Origin of the sequence: Lujinxingia vulgaris (genome assembly GCF_007997005.1) — a bacterium.
In the GTDB taxonomy this organism is placed as follows: domain Bacteria; phylum Myxococcota_A; class Bradymonadia; order Bradymonadales; family Bradymonadaceae; genus Lujinxingia.
In genome coordinates, this window is record NZ_VOSL01000013.1 from 70846 (window position 1) to 85489 (window position 14644).

Sequence of the window (14644 nt, forward strand, 5' to 3'; positions counted from 1 at the left end):
GTGCTTGCGCGGCCGGACGTCCTGCGGGTGAACCCGTCAGTGCCCGGCGCTCATTTCACCAGAGGATCCCCAGCGCGGCACGCATCCCGACCAGCCCTGGTGAGAGCTGCGACTGGGTCGCCTGCGCCACATCTTCGGTGACGATGGTCTCGGCCCAGTGGCGCAGGATCGTCATCGACTGCACCGGCGGCTGCACCACCGGCTCACCGTAGAGGAGATGACGCAGCGCGATCTCCACCTCGTTAAAGCCCGCGCAGGCGCGCAACGGGGTGGTCCCGGAGAAGCGGGCGTTGATCTCGAAGACTTTGACGCGCCCCGCGTCGAGACGAAACTGCACGTTGACCGGCCCAAAGGCTCCCAGCGCCTCGGCGATCTCGCGCACCTGGGCGTTGAGCTCGGGATAGGGCGCCACAAAGGCCTGGTAGGTGTTGCCGTCGCGCAGCAGGCGACGCATCACAATTGAGGCCTCGCAGCGCCCCTCAAAGACCAGCGCCCCGGCGGTGTACTCGTCAAAAGCAGTGGCGACACACTCCTGGATGATAGCGTCGGGCTCGAGCATCAACGCGCGCTCCAGCTCGGCCTGGTCGTTGACCTTGTGCACACCGACGGAGCGGCATCCTACCCGCGGTTTTACAATGAGCGGAAAACCCACCGCGTCGATGAGGTGCTCGACATCGGCCGGCAGCGCGGAAACAGGACACCCCAGCCCGCGATCACGCAGAAACTCGTAGGTGCGCCATTTATCTTCGGCGATCGCCACAACCTGCTCGGGGCTGATGAGCAGCCGGGTATGGTAGGTCTCTTCGAGGCGGGCGCGATGGGCGGCGAGCAGCCGAAGCTCCACATCGGTGCCCACCAGGACCACATCGGGGCACTCGCTGGCGAGGATGGCCTCGAACTGCGGCAAAAACTCCGGGTCCGCGGCCAGCGGCACCAGATGCGCGCGATGCGCCCAGTAAAGGCCCGCAGCCAGCGGACTCGGGTCAACGGCAATGAGCGTAGCGTCGAGCGTGGTAGCGCGTAGCGCCCGGATGATCCCCTGTCCGAGCAGCGCGCCGGCACCGGTGATGAGCACCTTCATGCGACGTCCTCCCTTGGCAATAGCCCGGGCCCCCCCAGAACACATACGAATGAGGGCGAAGATGCTCGCCCAAAGGCCCGACCATGATGAGCAGAGCTGCAGACCGGCGCCCAACGGCGTCTGAACGTGCCCCCTGCCTTCGGATTCAGGCAGCGCGCCCCGCCGGTCGCAGAGACCTGAAGGAGGCGCCTTCAACAATGATAAACACCCCCGAGCTCATCACCAGCCAGCCGCCTGCGCTTAACTTCCGCCCAGGCTCACAAAAAGCCGGCCAGCCCACTCGTAGAGCGCGCGCTCGGTCTTGCGCAGGTGGGTGGCATTGGGCCAGAGCCCGCCGCCCTGCCCCTCAATGACGCGATGCGCGCAGGGCGCGGCGATGGGGTTGAGCCCGCGGCGCTCAAAGAGCTGCATCGCCCGCGGCATATGCGAGGCGCTCGTCACAAGAATCAACGACGCCCCGGAGCCGGCCATCGCCTCAAACCCCTCGGCCTCCTGCGCGGTGTCCAGCGCGCTCTTGGCCATCAAAATGCGCTCCGGCGCCACCCCCAGATCGATGGCGAGCTGGCGGGTGGCCTCGGCGTTGGTGCGCCCCTCTCGGCGCGTCCCCCCGCTGACGACGAGCTTCGCGTGGGGAAGTTGTCGCAAGATGCGGATGCCCTCGACCAGGCGCATCACGCCCTCTTCGTGAATCTGCGCGACCAGGGGATAACGATCATCGTCGACAAACCCCGCCCCCAGCACCATCACGTAGTCGACCCCGGCCAGTTCTTGGGCGTCGACCTGAAGCAGCGGCGGGTAGCGCTCCTCCAGCGGGCGCAGCATCAGGTTGGCCCCCGGCGAGCAGCTGCCAAAGAGCAGCCCGGCCGTCGCCGCGACGATCAGCAGAGGGCCCAGACGGCTCTGCGGCCAGCGCCACCACACCACAAGCCCCACCATCGTGAGCGCGGCGACCATCCCCAGGGGCAGCAGGAACATCGCAAACGCCCGCTTGATCACAACCATGCCGACCTCTCAAAGGTGTCTGCCTGGCCGCCGGCGGAGCGGCGAGGCTGGGAGGTTGGCCACACGGTGTTTAGGTTCATCTTATGCTCTTCGAGTCTGCGAGGGGCGCTGTCACCATCATCTTGAGGAGGGGGGAGATTATGGTCTCGACCATCGTCATTGCCAGCGCCGGGCAGCTGGGAAGCGAACTTATGGCCGCGCTCAAAGCCCGAGGCGAAGCGGCCGTGGGCGTCAACCTGGAGCAGTGCAACCTCGACGATCCCCACAGCATTGAGGCGACGCTTACGCGCTACCCGGGGGTCACCCGCGTCTTTAACGCCGGCGCGTTCACCCAGGTCGACCGCGCCGAACACGAGCCCCAGGCCGCCTTTCGCACCAACGCCCTGGGCGTGGGCTTTCTATCCCACGCCTGCGCCGAGCGCCAGATCACCCTGGTGCACTTCTCCACCGACTACGTCTTCGGCGAGGGCCACCGACGCCCCATCGAAGAAGACGGCCGCCCCAACCCGCTCTCGGTCTACGGGCGCAGCAAACTTCTGGGAGAGCGCCTGGCGCTGCAGCATAACCCGCGCACCATCGTGATGCGCAGCTGCGGGCTCTACGGCCCCTCCCACCCCAACTTCGTGCGCGCGATGCTGCGGGTCGGACAGGGCCCCGAGCCGGTCGCCATCGTCAACGACCAGATCGTCACGCCCACGCCCGCCCGCACCCTGGCCGAGGTCGCCATCGCCCTGTCCACGCGCGATGATTTCGGTATCTTCCACGCCACCGCCCAGGGCCAGTGCTCCTGGTTCGACTTCGCCCGCGCCCTCTTCGACCACCTCGACCTGCGCCCTCGCCTTCGGCCGGTCGACTCGGTGAGCTGGGGCGCGGCGGCCCGCCGCCCCTCCTACTCGGTGCTGGAGAACCGCGAGCTCAAACGCCTCGGCCTCGACACCGTCGGCGACTGGTACGCCGAGCTCGCCGCCTTCCTCGACACCCACGGCCAGCGTCTGCTCGATGAGCTGCGACCCGACGCTGGACATCGCCCCGCAGCGCCTTAAAAGTCTGGGGGACACAGGCTGGCGTCGTCGTCGATAACGCCGGCCCTTCCCCCTCTCTTACGCGGTTGTTCACGATGTGGATCTTCGGCTACGGCTCGCTGATATGGCGCCCCGGCTTTGCCTATGAGGCGCGTCAGCCCGGCATCCTTCACGGCTTTCGTCGCGTCTTCTACCAGGGCTCTCCCGACCATCGAGGTGTCCCAGACGCCCCGGGACGCGTGGTCACCCTCCTCCCCGAGCCCCGGGCCTCCACCTTTGGCGTGGCCTTTAAGCTCGGCGCCTCCGAGCAGGCGCGCGTCCTGGGCGAGCTCGATGTGCGCGAGCAGGGCGGCTACGAGCGCCATCTCTTGCCGATCTTCTCGGCCGAGCACGACGCCCCGCTGATCGACGAGGCGCTGGTCTACCTCGCCACCCGCGACAACCCCCACTACCTGGGGGAGGCCCCGATAGAGGCGATCGCCCACCAGGTGCTGCAGAGCCACGGCCCCAGCGGCCCGAACACCGAGTACGTGCTGCGCCTGGCCGAAGCCCTGCGCGCCGAGGGCGCCGACGATCCTCACGTCTTCGCGATCGAGCGCGCCCTGCGCCAACATCTCGACGATCCCTCACGCTGAGCCCGACTCAGGGCATGATGCGGTACTCCACCAGATCTTCGACGACTTCAATGAGGTTGCCCCGCGCGTCCGGCTCGCGCAGCTCACGGCGCACCACCCCTCGCCCCGGCGCAAAATAACGGCGCTGGCCGGGAAGTCGGAAGTACGGGCTCGACTGCGTCAGCGGCCCGGTCCCCTCAATGGCATACGTGCCCACAAAGCCGCCGGCGGGCGTCTCCACGTTATGCCAGCTCGCGTCGACGACGAAGATGCCCTCCTCCTCACCGGCCGCCAGCCCCGCGCGCCCCCAGCCCTGGCCGGGCTCCAGCGGGAAGCTGAAGATCGGCACCTGGTACTCAAAATACTCCAGCAGGTAACTCAGGTCGTCGATGCGCGCCTGGCAGCGCGTATCACACACGTAGATGCGCCGCGGGGTGAGCACCCAGCGCTCGTGCGCCCGCGTAAAATCGGCGTCTTCATACGAACGCATCACATGCACCAGGCGCCAGGTGCCATACTGCTCCACACCGAGCACCTCCATGACCACCTCGGGGCTGCGCGGGGTACCGGCTGCGGCCTGCCCGCCCATGGCGATATCGAGCGGATCCACCTCCTCCTGACCCAGCGCTCGGTTGTAGCGACGAAACCTCCAGAAGTTCCCTTCTTTCAGTGGGAAGGGGTACTCGCGGCTTCGCAGAAGCTCGGGCTTCAGGTGCAGCCCCAGCGCCACAAGCGTGCGCAGGCGGCGGTCGGCCTCCACCGGCGACGCCAGCACGAGCACCTCACGGGTGGGATCCTGCGGTGAGGGCACGCGGAAGATGCGCGAGATACGCAGCTCAAAGACCACGTCGGCCTCGGCATAGCGCAGGCGCAGCACATTGCCCCAGTGCTGCACCACGCGCTCATCCTCTCTGGCGACCGGTCCGTTCACCGTGCGCCCCTCGCCAAGCTCCAGCCCCTCCAGCTCCAGAAGCTCTCCCAGCCCCCCGTCGGCCCCCTCGGAGCTGCGGGTCGGCGTGAAGATCTCCCAGGTCTGAAGCGCCCCGCCCATCTGCACATCGACAAACTCGTGGGCCTTCTCCGGGCTGACGTTGACGAGCTGCACGTAGCTCTCGGGCGCGATGAAGAGGTGATCCCAGAGCGCCTCATCGCGGGTGGTCAGCGCCTCGAAGATCGCCTCACCGAGCGCCTCGCCCTCCGAGATCAGCGGCATCTCGCGCGCGCCCTCGGCCTCCAGCCGACCCCACCCCCCGCTGAGCTCGGCACCCTGACGAAGTTGGCGCAGCAGGCGGCCCTCACGCACCGAGGCCCCCTCCGGCGTGAGGTCGGGATGCTCGGTATACACCAGCGGCCGCAGCGGCACCGTGGCCGGCGTCGGCTCCGAGTCGGCGCACCCCACCCCGGCGACCAGCACCATCAGCAGCAGCAACGCCACGCCTCGGCGGCGATATGCCCCCCTTATAATGTGGGCCCGGTTAGAGGAAGAAGTCATTATCGTCGATCGGATCGCGGTAGTAGACGGAGCCCTCTTCGATCTTCTCGATCGGCAGGCGCCGCAGGACGCTGGAGCTGTTGGAGCGCATCAGACGATCGACGGCCAGCCAGGAGCCCAGCAGAAAGCCGTGATGCTGCACGGCCTCATAGGCATAACGCGAGCAGGTCGGACGATGTTCGCAGCGCGGCCCATCGACCGCGGTGAGATGCCGCGAATACAGGCGGTAGGCGGTGGTGAAGATCCCCGAATTCGACGCCGCTGCGCCTCCTCCGCCCTCATCCCAGCCGGGCGGACCGCCCTCGGGCATCGACGCCCGCGCCACCGCTCCGGCCGGCATCCCGCCTGCCGTGGCCCAGGTGGTCGCGCCCGCTTTTGCGCTCGGCGTGCTCTGGCACGCGCTCAAGAGCAGCGTCAGCGCCAGCGCCGCGATGGCGGTCCAAGTTGTCGGGGGGCGGAACATCGACACCTCCATAAAAGGCGCGCGCGCTGCGCGCCGGCCCACTCTGCGAGCGTGCACCGCCTGCTGTCAACCGACACCCCAACGCAAAAAGCCACCCACAAACGTGGGTGGCTCTCGAAGAGCGGGGTAGACGGGACTCGAACCCGCGACCTCCGGCGTGACAGGCCGGCATTCTAACCAACTGAACTACTACCCCGTAGTTCTCAAATTTTCGTGCGTTGCGTCACCTAACTTGCGTTAAGTGAGCGGGGTAGACGGGACTCGAACCCGCGACCTCCGGCGTGACAGGCCGGCATTCTAACCAACTGAACTACTACCCCGTAGTTCCTACTTTTCAAACAACCTTACAGCCTTCGATGGGCGCAACAGGGTTCGAACCTGTGACCTACGGCTTGTAAGGCCGCCGCTCTCCCAGCTGAGCTATGCGCCCGTTTCAGGAGGCCTCGGGGTCAGGGTGTAAACCCTTTCTCCTCGAAGCGGAGCCGGACAATATGAGAGGGTCGGTAGGTCGTCAAGGCGTTTATGCACCTGCGCACATCTTTTTTTTCGGGTCCTCATCGCCTCCTCAAAAAAACGCCGTGCAGCCCTCGACTTAGCCTCCAGGGCCCCGGGCGACATCGGAAGATCGCGCGCTGAAGATCGCCCCAAACACCCCTCGTCGCAGGGATCGTACGCGCTTAAAATTTTCGACACCAGGCGCTAAAAAGTCGCGCTCACGTGGTTATTTATCAATAAATCCAGACACTTATGGACCTTTCAAATATTCCCTGAAGGGGGGACGTCGTCGAAAAGCCGCTTGCACCCCGGGGGCCCTTTCGTTATGACACTTGGCCTGCTGCGGCGCAGGAATTACCGCTGCAGGCCTTGCAGGATCGAAATAGTGACCCCCTGCTGAAGGTTCGTTCGACGCACGACATGGGCCTCACTGGCCCGGTTACCTGGGCCTATAGCTCAGTGGTAGAGCCGCCGGCTCATAACCGGCTGGTCCCTGGTTCGAACCCAGGTGGGCCCACTCGCCCGACTTTGCTCGGGCAAACACGCGTGACCCGGACATCTTGTACGAGGTGTCCTGTACAGGGTCGCGTCAGACGTCAGGTTGACAGGAGATCATGCAGCTCGTCGCGCGCTCAAAACCCACCGCCCTCCATCGAGGGGGCCTCTCCCGACGCCTCCTCCTGGCGGCGGGACGCCGCTCCTACGCGCGACAGCTCCAACCGACGCAGCCCCGCACCAACTTCACGAACATGTCCACCGCTCCAAGAAAGCGCCTGAGCCTTCGCTCAGGCGCTTTTCTATTGGGCACCCATCACTCGGCGAGGTGAATTTTGAAAGAACAACTGGCCCTTCTTCGAGAACTTCAGAACATCGACCTGGAGCTCGACGAGATCACCACCAAGAAAGAAGAGATCGTAGGACGCATCCAGGAAAACACCGGCTTCCTGGACAAGCTCGTCGACGACCTCAACTCTCAGAAAGAAGAGCTCGAAGAGATTCGTGCCCTTCAGTCGCAGAAGAAAGACGATCTCAAAGAGATCAACGAAAACCTGACCATGCGTCAGAAGCGTCTTCGCGACATCGGCTCGACCAAAGAGTACAACGCGGTCGAAAAAGAGATCGAGAGTTTTAAGAAGTCCAGCGAGCAGACCGAAGAGGAGCTCCTGCACCTTCTGGAAGTCATCGAGTCGACCCAGGAGTCGATCAAAGAGAAAGAAGATAAGATCATTCAGCTGCGCGAAGGCATCGCCGCCGATGAGGCCGAGGCCGAGAAGCGCCTGGCCGAGCTCGACGCGATCATCAACAAGCTGACCAACCGTCAGGAAGAGGCCCGCGGTCAGGTCTCCAAGCGCGTCATTCACAAGTATGACTTCATCCGCAGCCGCCGCCCCGGCCTTGCGGTCGTGGCCTGCAAAAACGGCCACTGCGAAGGCTGCTTCATGGCGCTTCCGCCCCAGCAGTACATCGAGGTTCAGCGTGGCAACACGCTCGAGATCTGCCCGAGCTGCAACCGCATCCTCTACTTCTGGGAAGATGCGCTGGGCGAGTCGTCGGCTTCCGACGCGATGGAAGCCTGATTTGAGCCGTCGAAGCGCGACCCAATCCACCTCGCCGGTGGTTTCAGGTTGAAAAGATGAACCCGGGGGGTTACCTCCGGGTTCGTCTCGCTTTAGCGCAGACGGTCGCCGGTCGCGCCTCCTCGGAGGGGCGGCGGGAGGAAAGTCCGGGCATCACAGGGCAGGGTGGTCGGTAACACCGACCGGGGGCGACCCCAGGGAGAGTGCCACAGAGAGATACCGCCGCGCGCCTTAGCGCGGTAAGGGTGAAAAGGTGAGGTAAGAGCTCACCGGGGCGGCGGTGACGTCGCTCGTCCAGGTAAACCCCACCCGATGCAAGGTAAACAGAGGCTGAGCGCCCTTTTGGAGCGCTCCGGGGTGCCCGCCCCGCGGCCTCAGGTAACCGCTTGAGCCTTATGGCAACGTAAGGCCTAGATGAATGACCGTCACCGCGCCTTGAGCGCGGGACAAAACCCGGCTTATCGCGCTAAAGCGAGACGAGAAAAGCCCCCGCAGCCAGATGGCGTCGGGGGCTTTTTTGCGTCTTCTTAAGCGACGAGCGATGCCCGAGACGTTCAAGGCCGCTGCGGCTCACTCGGCATAGAGGCGCGCGATGGCTTCGCTCAACCGCGCGTCGTCGGCCATCGTTTTATGCAGGCGCGCCAGCAGGCTCTCCAGCCCGCTTGTGCCTTCGACCTGCACCGGTTCGATGAGGTCGACCGCGCTCTGCGCCATCACGTCGAGGTTGAGGTAGGAGGCCGTCGAGATCGCATCCAACGTCAGCCCCTCCTCGACGAGCAGACGCATCAGAGCTTCGGGCTGGGAGTAAAGATCCAGGTCATTGGCGTGCAGCACCGGGCGACGCAGCCGATGCTCGCCGGCGCTGGCGACGAGCAAAAGCTGCGGACCAAACTCGGCATCGTCCGGGAGGCGCACGCACCACTGACCCGCGCGGTCGCTCACCGTCTCGATCAGCGGCTCGCCAACCGGCTCGCCGCGTGCATCGCCCTCATAGAGCGCGACGCGGGCGTCGGCCACCGGGAGCTCCCCCTCCAGCGGGGCAGCGTGCGCGGAGGGGATCAGGAGTTCGAGGAGGTCGGAGTGACGGGCAAACTTACCCTGCGGAGCAAGCACCAACCCTCGGAGGATGCGCGGATGCGACTCGGCGCGGGCCTCCTCCTCGGTGGCGCCCACACATTCGGCCGGGGGGGCCTGCTCGCTCAACGACTCGGCGCCCTCCAGCAGCAGATCTTCGTCGAAGGCGAAACCGCCCTGCCCTTCTTCGGCCTCGGGCATCAAAAGATCATCGCCGGATGCCTCTTCACCCGAGGTCGGAGAAGTCTCTTCGACGGGCGCATCAGCAGAACGATCGCAGGCGACAAGCAGGAGCAACGCCATCATCAGCCCCAGCCGACGTGGCTTCACGCTCCGTAAGACCGCACTGGCATGCCGCTGAACCACAGACATCTCGACCTCAATTCACCTTTACCTTCAACAACTTAGCTAAGCCTGTCGAGAACCAGCGGCGGCACCTCGGTGGGAGCCTCGCCAATCACGATGGCCTCGCGCAGCATCGTTTTGACCTTATCGAGCTCGCGATCGTCGTTGTAATGGATGGTGACCACCGGTTGCCCGGGCTCGACCTTGTCGCCGCGTTTGGCGTTCATCACCAGACCGACGGCCGGGTCGATGGTGTCTTCTTTGCGGCGGCGTCCGGCGCCGAGCTCCATCGCCGCGATGCCGACCGACTCGGCCTGAATGCGGTTGATGTGACCGCCCTCCCAGGCTTCGAGCACCGTGGTGTGCTTTGCGGTCGGCAACTTCGAGGTGTCGGCGCAGACCGAGGCGTCGCCGCCCTGGGCCTCGATGATCTTCTCAAAGACGCTCAGCGCGCTACCGTCGCGAAGGAGCTCCAGCAGGCGGCGCTTGGTCTGATCGCGATCGGTGACGCTGCCGGCCACGTCGAGCATCTCGGTGACGAGCTCGATCGTGATCTCGGTCAGATCTTCGGGGCCTTCGCCGCGCAGCGTCTCAATGCTCTCGATGACCTCCAGGCTGTTGCCGATGGTCAGGCCCAGGGGCTGATCCATGTCGGTGATAAGCGCGCGCACCGGGCGGTTCATCGCTTTGCCGATGCCGATCATCGTCTGCGCGAGCTCACGGGCGCGGTCGATGTGCTTCATAAAGGCACCGGAGCCGACCTTCACATCGAGGATGAGCGCGTCGATGCCCTCGGCGAGTTTTTTGCTCATGATGGAGCTGGCGATGAGTGGGATGCACTCGACGGTCGCGGTGACATCGCGCAGCGCGTAGATCTTTTTGTCAGCCGGAGCGACCTCGCCGGTCTGGCCGATGAGCCCCAGCCCCAGGGTGTCGACCAGATCGATGAAGCGCTCGACGCTCTGGTTGACGTTAAAGCCGGGGATGCTCTCGAGTTTGTCGAGCGTGCCGCCGGTATGCCCAAGGCCACGGCCGGAGATCATGGGCACCTTAAGCCCGGCGGCTACCGCCAGCGGCGCGAGGATCAGCGAGACCTTATCGCCCACCCCGCCGGTGGAGTGCTTGTCGACTTTGGCGCCGGTGATGCTGGAGAGATCAAGGACCTGACCGGAGTGCAACATCGCCTCGGTCCAGGCCGAGAGCTCCTTTGAGGTCATCGACTTAAAGTAGACCGCCATCAGAAACGCCGACATCTGGTAATCGGGCAGCTCTCCGGTGGTGTAGGCGTCGATCAGACGCTTGAGCTCTTGCTCGCTCAGCTCCCCACCCTGACGTTTCTTGCGGATCAACTCGACAAAGCGCATGGCCTCCCTCGGCGTTGGCGTCGTTAAAGACGGCCCGCTCACTGTGAGCACCGGGCCGGACCGGTCAATCTAGTGGGGGGGGATAAGGCTGGCAAGCATGCTCGCTGACGCGGCGGACGCAAGGCCCCGGACATCGCGATCGCGCAGGTTTTACGGGAACTTCTCGCAGATCAGGCTGCGTGCATGCCGCGAGCTGCTTGACGATCATCATCGGCTGCTTAGGTTGCTTGACCGCAAGAGGCTACTCCGGAGAGCCCGGCACTTTGACTTATGACGTCGTTCTAACGAACTCAGTTGTAACTTCAAAAGGAGGTATTCGATGAGTACTTCGCCGTGGTTTGACGATCCCTACCAGCTCTTTCGCCAGGAGCTCCGCTCGATGATGGGCGAGCCCTCGGTCTTTCCCTACCAGCGCCGTGATAGGCAGGCAGCCAGCCGCCGCACCATGGGCGTCTTCCCCCCGGTCAACATCTACGATAACGGCGACGCGTTTATGATCCGCGCGGAGATGCCGGGCATCGATCGCGACTCACTCGACGTGAGCTCCAAAGCCGATCAGGTGGTGATCCGCGGCGAGCGCAACCTGGAGCGCATGGACGATGCTGATGTGCATCGACGCGAACGTGACGCCGGACAGTTCCGCCGCGCGATCACGCTGCCTCAGCCCATTGATGTCTCGAAGGTCGAAGCGACCTACACCCACGGGATCCTGGAGATCATCGCGCCGCGCAAAGAAGACGCGCGCCCGCGACGCATCACCATCAAGTGATCCCCTTCTCATCAAGGCTGAGCACACACTTACGCGCTGTATCACCCGACTTTTTCAGGGAGGACGATGATGGCCCGTACATCCAAGAGCACCTCGAGCTCCAATGGCAACACGCAGAGCACCAGCCAGGAGATCGCCGTTCACCATAAAGAAGAACTTCAGGAGGCCGAAGGCACTCGCGAGGGCACCTACTTTCGGCCCAACGTCGACATCTACGAGACCTCCAAAGCGTTGACGCTTGTGGCCGATGTGCCCGGCACCGCTGCGGAAGATTTTGAGATCGACCTTCGCGACAACCTGCTCACCATCGTGGGGAGCGTGCGCGAGGTCGACCCGGGCTGGCAGCCCCTCTACTCGGAGTATCGGGTGGGGCATTTCATGCGGCAGTTCCGCGTGGGCCAGCAGATCGATCAGACGAAGATCAGCGCCGAGATCACCGACGGTGTGCTCAAGCTGACGCTTCCGAAGGCTGAGAGCGCCAAACCGCGTAAGATCGACGTACGCACGGCGTGATCCAGGAGCAGCACTGCACCTCCTCCATGGTGCGCAGGAGAGAGCCCGGGCTGTCGCAAGCAACCCGGGCTCTCCGTTTTTTGGGGCCGGTGCGGCGATGGCCATCGCCTGGAGAATCTGCGAGACTTGCCCTTTGACCAGCCCGGGGCAGCAGCACGTCCCGCTGCAGCACGAACTCTGGACGGAGGTAAAGGGTGACGTCTCGCACACTGATCACAAGCAGCCGCCTGATCTTCTACGCACTGGCGACCTCGCTGCTCACGCTCAACGGCTGCAGCTGCCACGACGAAGATGACTACTTCTGGGAGTTCGAAGAACCGCCGATGGAAGCCTCCATCGATGTGGGGCTTCCCCCCGAAGATGCCGGCGAGCCAGATGAGGGCTTTGTGCCGGTCGATGTGGGTGGTGAGCCCGAAGACCCGGAAGATTGGGACTGGGCGTTTCCCGACCCGGAGATCGAGCCGGATCCGCCGGAGTGGGAGGAGACGGAGTGGCGCAGTGAGGTGGTCGCCGAGGGGCTACCGAGATCGTTCGCGCTCAACGATCGCACCAGCGTGGTCGTCGACCGCCAGGGCACGGTGTGGCTGGGGTACCATCGCTGCGCCGATCGTTTCTGCGCTGACCCGGAGCTCGTGGTGGCGCGCCGCCCGGTGGGTGGGTCGTGGAGTTACGAGACCATTGACCGTCACGAGGGGCTCTTTGGTCTCTCGGTGATCCACGCCGATGAACCGCTGGCCGTCTACCTCGACGCTCCCGACCAGAGCCTGGCCCTGGCCCAGCGTCGTGCCGAGGGCGGCTGGCTCATCGATCGCGTCGCCGAGGGGCGTGTGAGCGCGGCCGATGGGTTTGATATCACCCACGACCGGGCGCGCTTTTATTTGAGCTATGCGCAGCAGGGCGAAGATCGTGTGGAGTTTTATACCTACAACACTGCCAGTCCCACCCCGCTGTGGCGACGCCTGCGCGACCTTTCGCCGGCGACCTCCGCAGCCTTTGATGAAGGCTTGAAAGCGGGCAACGCGCTGGATTTCTACCTGATCCACCGTGGGATGGGCGCGAACTTCCAGATCTCGCGCTATGATGTCGGCCAGGATGCCTGGACCACCTCCCAGCGGGACTACACCACCCAGGTGAGCGCGCTGGTCTACCGTCAGAACGGGCAGCTCTGCGTCAGCGGCTCCGGCGATCGCGGGCTGGTGATCGACTGCGGCGATTTTGAAGATCCTCTCTCGCAGCGTCAGTTCTTCAACAACGGCCAGACCTATTACCTCTCCTCCATGGTCGAAGCGCGCGATCAGACGCTCTTTGTGGCGTACCACCTGGCCAATGAGCAGGATCTTCGCATCGCCCGAAGCAACGAAGATCGCTGGCAATGGCGCTCCGAGCGGGTCTTTCAGGGTCCGACCTTTGGCGTCTCCACCGCGATCGATCACCGCGACTACGTGTTGGTTTCGTATTACTACTGCCCGGGCGACACCTGTGAGGTGCGCCTGATGGAGCGCGTGCCTTAACCTTGGAACCTTCCACCGCACTCGATTTTGGGATGGTGCGCGCCGTCGCGGTAAGTCTGGCGCTGGGCGGCATCATCGGTCTGGAGCGCCAGAGTCACCGGGAGCCCGAGAGCCCGCTGGGGAGCGTGGGGGTGCGCACCTTTGCGCTGAGCTCTCTGCTGGGCACGGTCTCGGTGATCGCGCAGAACATCCTGCCGGGGCTGCCCTATGTGGTGGGGCTGGGCTATTTCGCGCTGCTCGTGGCGTTTTTCTGGCATGAGCGCCGCGCCACCGAGCATGAGGTGGGCATCACCACGCAGATCTCAGCGATGGTGGTCTTTGTGCTCGGCGTGCTGGTGCCGAGCATGCCGATGGTGGCCGCGTCGATCGCGGTGATCGTGGCCATTGTGCTCTCGCTCAAGCGCCACACCACAACCTTTGTGCATCTGCTCACGCCGGCGGAGATCGTCTCCACGATGAAGTTCTTGCTGGTGACGGTGGTGCTCTTGCCGCTCTTGCCCGACCTGCCGGTGGACCCCTGGGGGATCTATAACCTGCGCGAGATCTGGCTATTGGTGGTGCTGATCAGCGGGATCAGCTTTCTGGGGTATTTTGCGATTCGTTTTCTGGGGACAAGCCGCGGACTGGTGCTCACCGGGGTGCTCGGCGGGATGGCGTCGAGCACGGCGGTGGCGCTGGCGATGTCGCGCCAGGTGCATCAGAACCCGCGCTCGCGCACGGTGCTCCTCTCGGCGGCGTTTGCGATCATGCTGGCCAACGCCTTTATGTTTGCGCGGGTGACCGTGGCGGTGGCGGTGGTCAACCTGGAGCTGGTCAAGACGCTGTGGCTGCCTTTTGTGCTGATGGCGATCCCGGGCTCGGTGGTCGCCGGGCTGCTCTGGGTGACGCTGGTCAGCCATGTGCGCGACCGCCCCGAGGGACGCGATGAGCCGGCGACGCTGGATGAGGGGATGACGCTGGAGATCCGCAACCCCTTTGAGCTTGTGCCCGCGCTGAAGTTCGCGCTCCTGCTCGTCGTGATCATCGGCGTGGCCAAGGGTCTGGGGCAGCTCTACGGCTCGCAGGTGATCTACCTCACCGCGATCTTCGGTGGTCTGGCCGAGACCAACGCCATCAGCCTGGCGGTGGCGCGGATGGAGGCCGGCGGCGAATTGAGCGCGGCGCTGGCCACGCAGGCCATTGTCATTGCGATCCTGACCAACAGCCTGGTCAAGGCGATCATGAGCGCCATCATCGGCTCGCGTCGCCTGGGCGCCTATGTGGCGATGGGGCTTGCGCCGATCATGGCGGTCGGCCTGCTGGCGGCGTTTTTGCTGCTCTGA

13 protein-coding genes, 4 tRNA genes and 1 other RNA gene are annotated in these 14644 nt (G+C 64.6%); 9 read left to right on the forward strand and 9 right to left on the reverse strand.

The window, feature by feature from the left end:
* Positions 1 to 55: 55 nt before the first annotated feature.
* Both FRC96_RS02655 and FRC96_RS02660 read right to left on the reverse strand, forming a co-directional pair.
* Complete coding sequence (locus FRC96_RS02655) at positions 56 to 1081, reverse strand: ATP-grasp domain-containing protein (RefSeq protein ID WP_146972488.1); 1026 nt, start codon at positions 1079 to 1081, stop codon at positions 56 to 58.
* 240 nt (positions 1082 to 1321) lie between these two features.
* Positions 1322 to 2083, reverse strand: coding sequence for an ElyC/SanA/YdcF family protein (locus tag FRC96_RS02660; RefSeq protein WP_146972489.1), 762 nt, complete (start codon positions 2081 to 2083; stop codon positions 1322 to 1324).
* A gap of 140 nt (positions 2084 to 2223) precedes the next feature.
* Between FRC96_RS02660 and rfbD the strand changes: the two genes are divergently transcribed.
* Together rfbD and FRC96_RS02670 are read left to right on the forward strand one after the other, a co-directional pair.
* Positions 2224 to 3126 (forward strand): dTDP-4-dehydrorhamnose reductase, encoded by a 903-nt coding sequence (gene rfbD / locus FRC96_RS02665; RefSeq protein WP_230469801.1) that lies wholly within the window; start codon positions 2224 to 2226, stop codon positions 3124 to 3126.
* 74 nt (positions 3127 to 3200) lie between these two features.
* Positions 3201 to 3740, forward strand: a complete 540-nt coding sequence (locus FRC96_RS02670) for a gamma-glutamylcyclotransferase (RefSeq protein ID WP_146972491.1) — start codon at positions 3201 to 3203, stop codon at positions 3738 to 3740.
* Between the two features lie 7 nt (positions 3741 to 3747).
* Here FRC96_RS02670 and FRC96_RS02675 read toward each other — a convergent pair whose 3' ends face one another.
* The 5 genes from FRC96_RS02675 to FRC96_RS02695 all read right to left on the reverse strand — a co-directional run bounded on the left by FRC96_RS02675 (position 3748) and on the right by FRC96_RS02695 (position 6104).
* Entirely contained in the window at positions 3748 to 5148 is a 1401-nt protein-coding gene (locus FRC96_RS02675; RefSeq protein ID WP_146972492.1) for a hypothetical protein, read from the reverse strand.
* A gap of 46 nt (positions 5149 to 5194) precedes the next feature.
* The gene (yidD, locus tag FRC96_RS02680) at positions 5195 to 5674 is read right to left on the reverse strand and encodes a membrane protein insertion efficiency factor YidD (protein ID WP_230469802.1); all 480 of its coding nucleotides are present in this window, start codon (positions 5672 to 5674) and stop codon (positions 5195 to 5197) included.
* A 122-nt stretch (positions 5675 to 5796) separates the two neighbouring features.
* A tRNA-Asp gene (locus tag FRC96_RS02685) sits at positions 5797 to 5870 on the reverse strand.
* A gap of 50 nt (positions 5871 to 5920) precedes the next feature.
* Positions 5921 to 5994, reverse strand: a tRNA-Asp gene (locus FRC96_RS02690).
* A gap of 37 nt (positions 5995 to 6031) precedes the next feature.
* A tRNA-Val gene (locus FRC96_RS02695) sits at positions 6032 to 6104 on the reverse strand.
* Positions 6105 to 6614: 510 nt separating this feature from the next.
* Here FRC96_RS02695 and FRC96_RS02700 point away from each other — a divergent pair.
* The 3 genes from FRC96_RS02700 to rnpB all read left to right on the forward strand — a co-directional run bounded on the left by FRC96_RS02700 (position 6615) and on the right by rnpB (position 8223).
* A tRNA-Ile gene (locus FRC96_RS02700) sits at positions 6615 to 6686 on the forward strand.
* Positions 6687 to 6999: 313 nt separating this feature from the next.
* A complete protein-coding gene (locus FRC96_RS02705) occupies positions 7000 to 7746 on the forward strand; it encodes a zinc ribbon domain-containing protein (protein ID WP_146972493.1) in 747 nt (248 codons plus the stop codon).
* 89 nt (positions 7747 to 7835) lie between these two features.
* Positions 7836 to 8223, forward strand: an RNA gene (gene rnpB / locus FRC96_RS02710) — RNase P RNA component class A.
* A 93-nt stretch (positions 8224 to 8316) separates the two neighbouring features.
* On the opposite strand, the gene FRC96_RS02715 is transcribed toward rnpB, so the two are convergent.
* Entirely contained in the window at positions 8317 to 9192 is an 876-nt protein-coding gene (locus FRC96_RS02715; RefSeq protein WP_146972494.1) for a hypothetical protein, read from the reverse strand.
* 32 nt (positions 9193 to 9224) lie between these two features.
* Positions 9225 to 10529 (reverse strand): thymidine phosphorylase, encoded by a 1305-nt coding sequence (locus FRC96_RS02720; protein WP_146972495.1) that lies wholly within the window; start codon positions 10527 to 10529, stop codon positions 9225 to 9227.
* A 319-nt stretch (positions 10530 to 10848) separates the two neighbouring features.
* On the opposite strand from FRC96_RS02720, the gene FRC96_RS02725 reads away from it, so the two are divergent.
* The 4 genes from FRC96_RS02725 to FRC96_RS02740 all read left to right on the forward strand — a co-directional run bounded on the left by FRC96_RS02725 (position 10849) and on the right by FRC96_RS02740 (position 14644).
* Positions 10849 to 11298, forward strand: a complete 450-nt coding sequence (locus FRC96_RS02725) for an Hsp20/alpha crystallin family protein (protein WP_146972496.1) — start codon at positions 10849 to 10851, stop codon at positions 11296 to 11298.
* A gap of 69 nt (positions 11299 to 11367) precedes the next feature.
* Positions 11368 to 11811: an Hsp20/alpha crystallin family protein gene (locus tag FRC96_RS02730; RefSeq protein WP_146972497.1), complete on the forward strand. Its 444-nt coding sequence runs from the start codon at positions 11368 to 11370 to the stop codon at positions 11809 to 11811.
* Between the two features lie 194 nt (positions 11812 to 12005).
* Positions 12006 to 13322 carry a hypothetical protein gene (locus tag FRC96_RS02735; protein WP_146972498.1) on the forward strand — a complete coding sequence of 439 codons (1317 nt, stop codon included), beginning with the start codon at positions 12006 to 12008 and terminating at the stop codon, positions 13320 to 13322.
* Positions 13323 to 13354: 32 nt separating this feature from the next.
* Positions 13355 to 14644, forward strand: a complete 1290-nt coding sequence (locus tag FRC96_RS02740; protein WP_146972499.1) for an MgtC/SapB family protein — start codon at positions 13355 to 13357, stop codon at positions 14642 to 14644.

Excerpts from the sequence above, each read along its gene's own strand:
- FRC96_RS02730 (WP_146972497.1), top strand. The coding sequence starts at position 11,368 with ATGGCCCGTACATCCAAGAGCACCTCGAGCTCCAATGGCAACACGCAG.
- FRC96_RS02715 (WP_146972494.1), bottom strand. The coding sequence starts at position 9,192 with ATGTCTGTGGTTCAGCGGCATGCCAGTGCGGTCTTACGGAGCGTGAAG.
- FRC96_RS02670 (WP_146972491.1), top strand. The coding sequence starts at position 3,201 with ATGTGGATCTTCGGCTACGGCTCGCTGATATGGCGCCCCGGCTTTGCC.
- FRC96_RS02655 (WP_146972488.1), bottom strand. The coding sequence starts at position 1,081 with ATGAAGGTGCTCATCACCGGTGCCGGCGCGCTGCTCGGACAGGGGATC.
- FRC96_RS02660 (WP_146972489.1), bottom strand. The coding sequence starts at position 2,083 with ATGGTTGTGATCAAGCGGGCGTTTGCGATGTTCCTGCTGCCCCTGGGG.
- yidD (WP_230469802.1), bottom strand. The coding sequence starts at position 5,674 with ATGTTCCGCCCCCCGACAACTTGGACCGCCATCGCGGCGCTGGCGCTG.
- FRC96_RS02740 (WP_146972499.1), top strand. The coding sequence starts at position 13,355 with ATGGTGCGCGCCGTCGCGGTAAGTCTGGCGCTGGGCGGCATCATCGGT.
- FRC96_RS02725 (WP_146972496.1), top strand. The coding sequence starts at position 10,849 with ATGAGTACTTCGCCGTGGTTTGACGATCCCTACCAGCTCTTTCGCCAG.
- FRC96_RS02720 (WP_146972495.1), bottom strand. The coding sequence starts at position 10,529 with ATGCGCTTTGTCGAGTTGATCCGCAAGAAACGTCAGGGTGGGGAGCTG.
- rfbD (WP_230469801.1), top strand. The coding sequence starts at position 2,224 with ATGGTCTCGACCATCGTCATTGCCAGCGCCGGGCAGCTGGGAAGCGAA.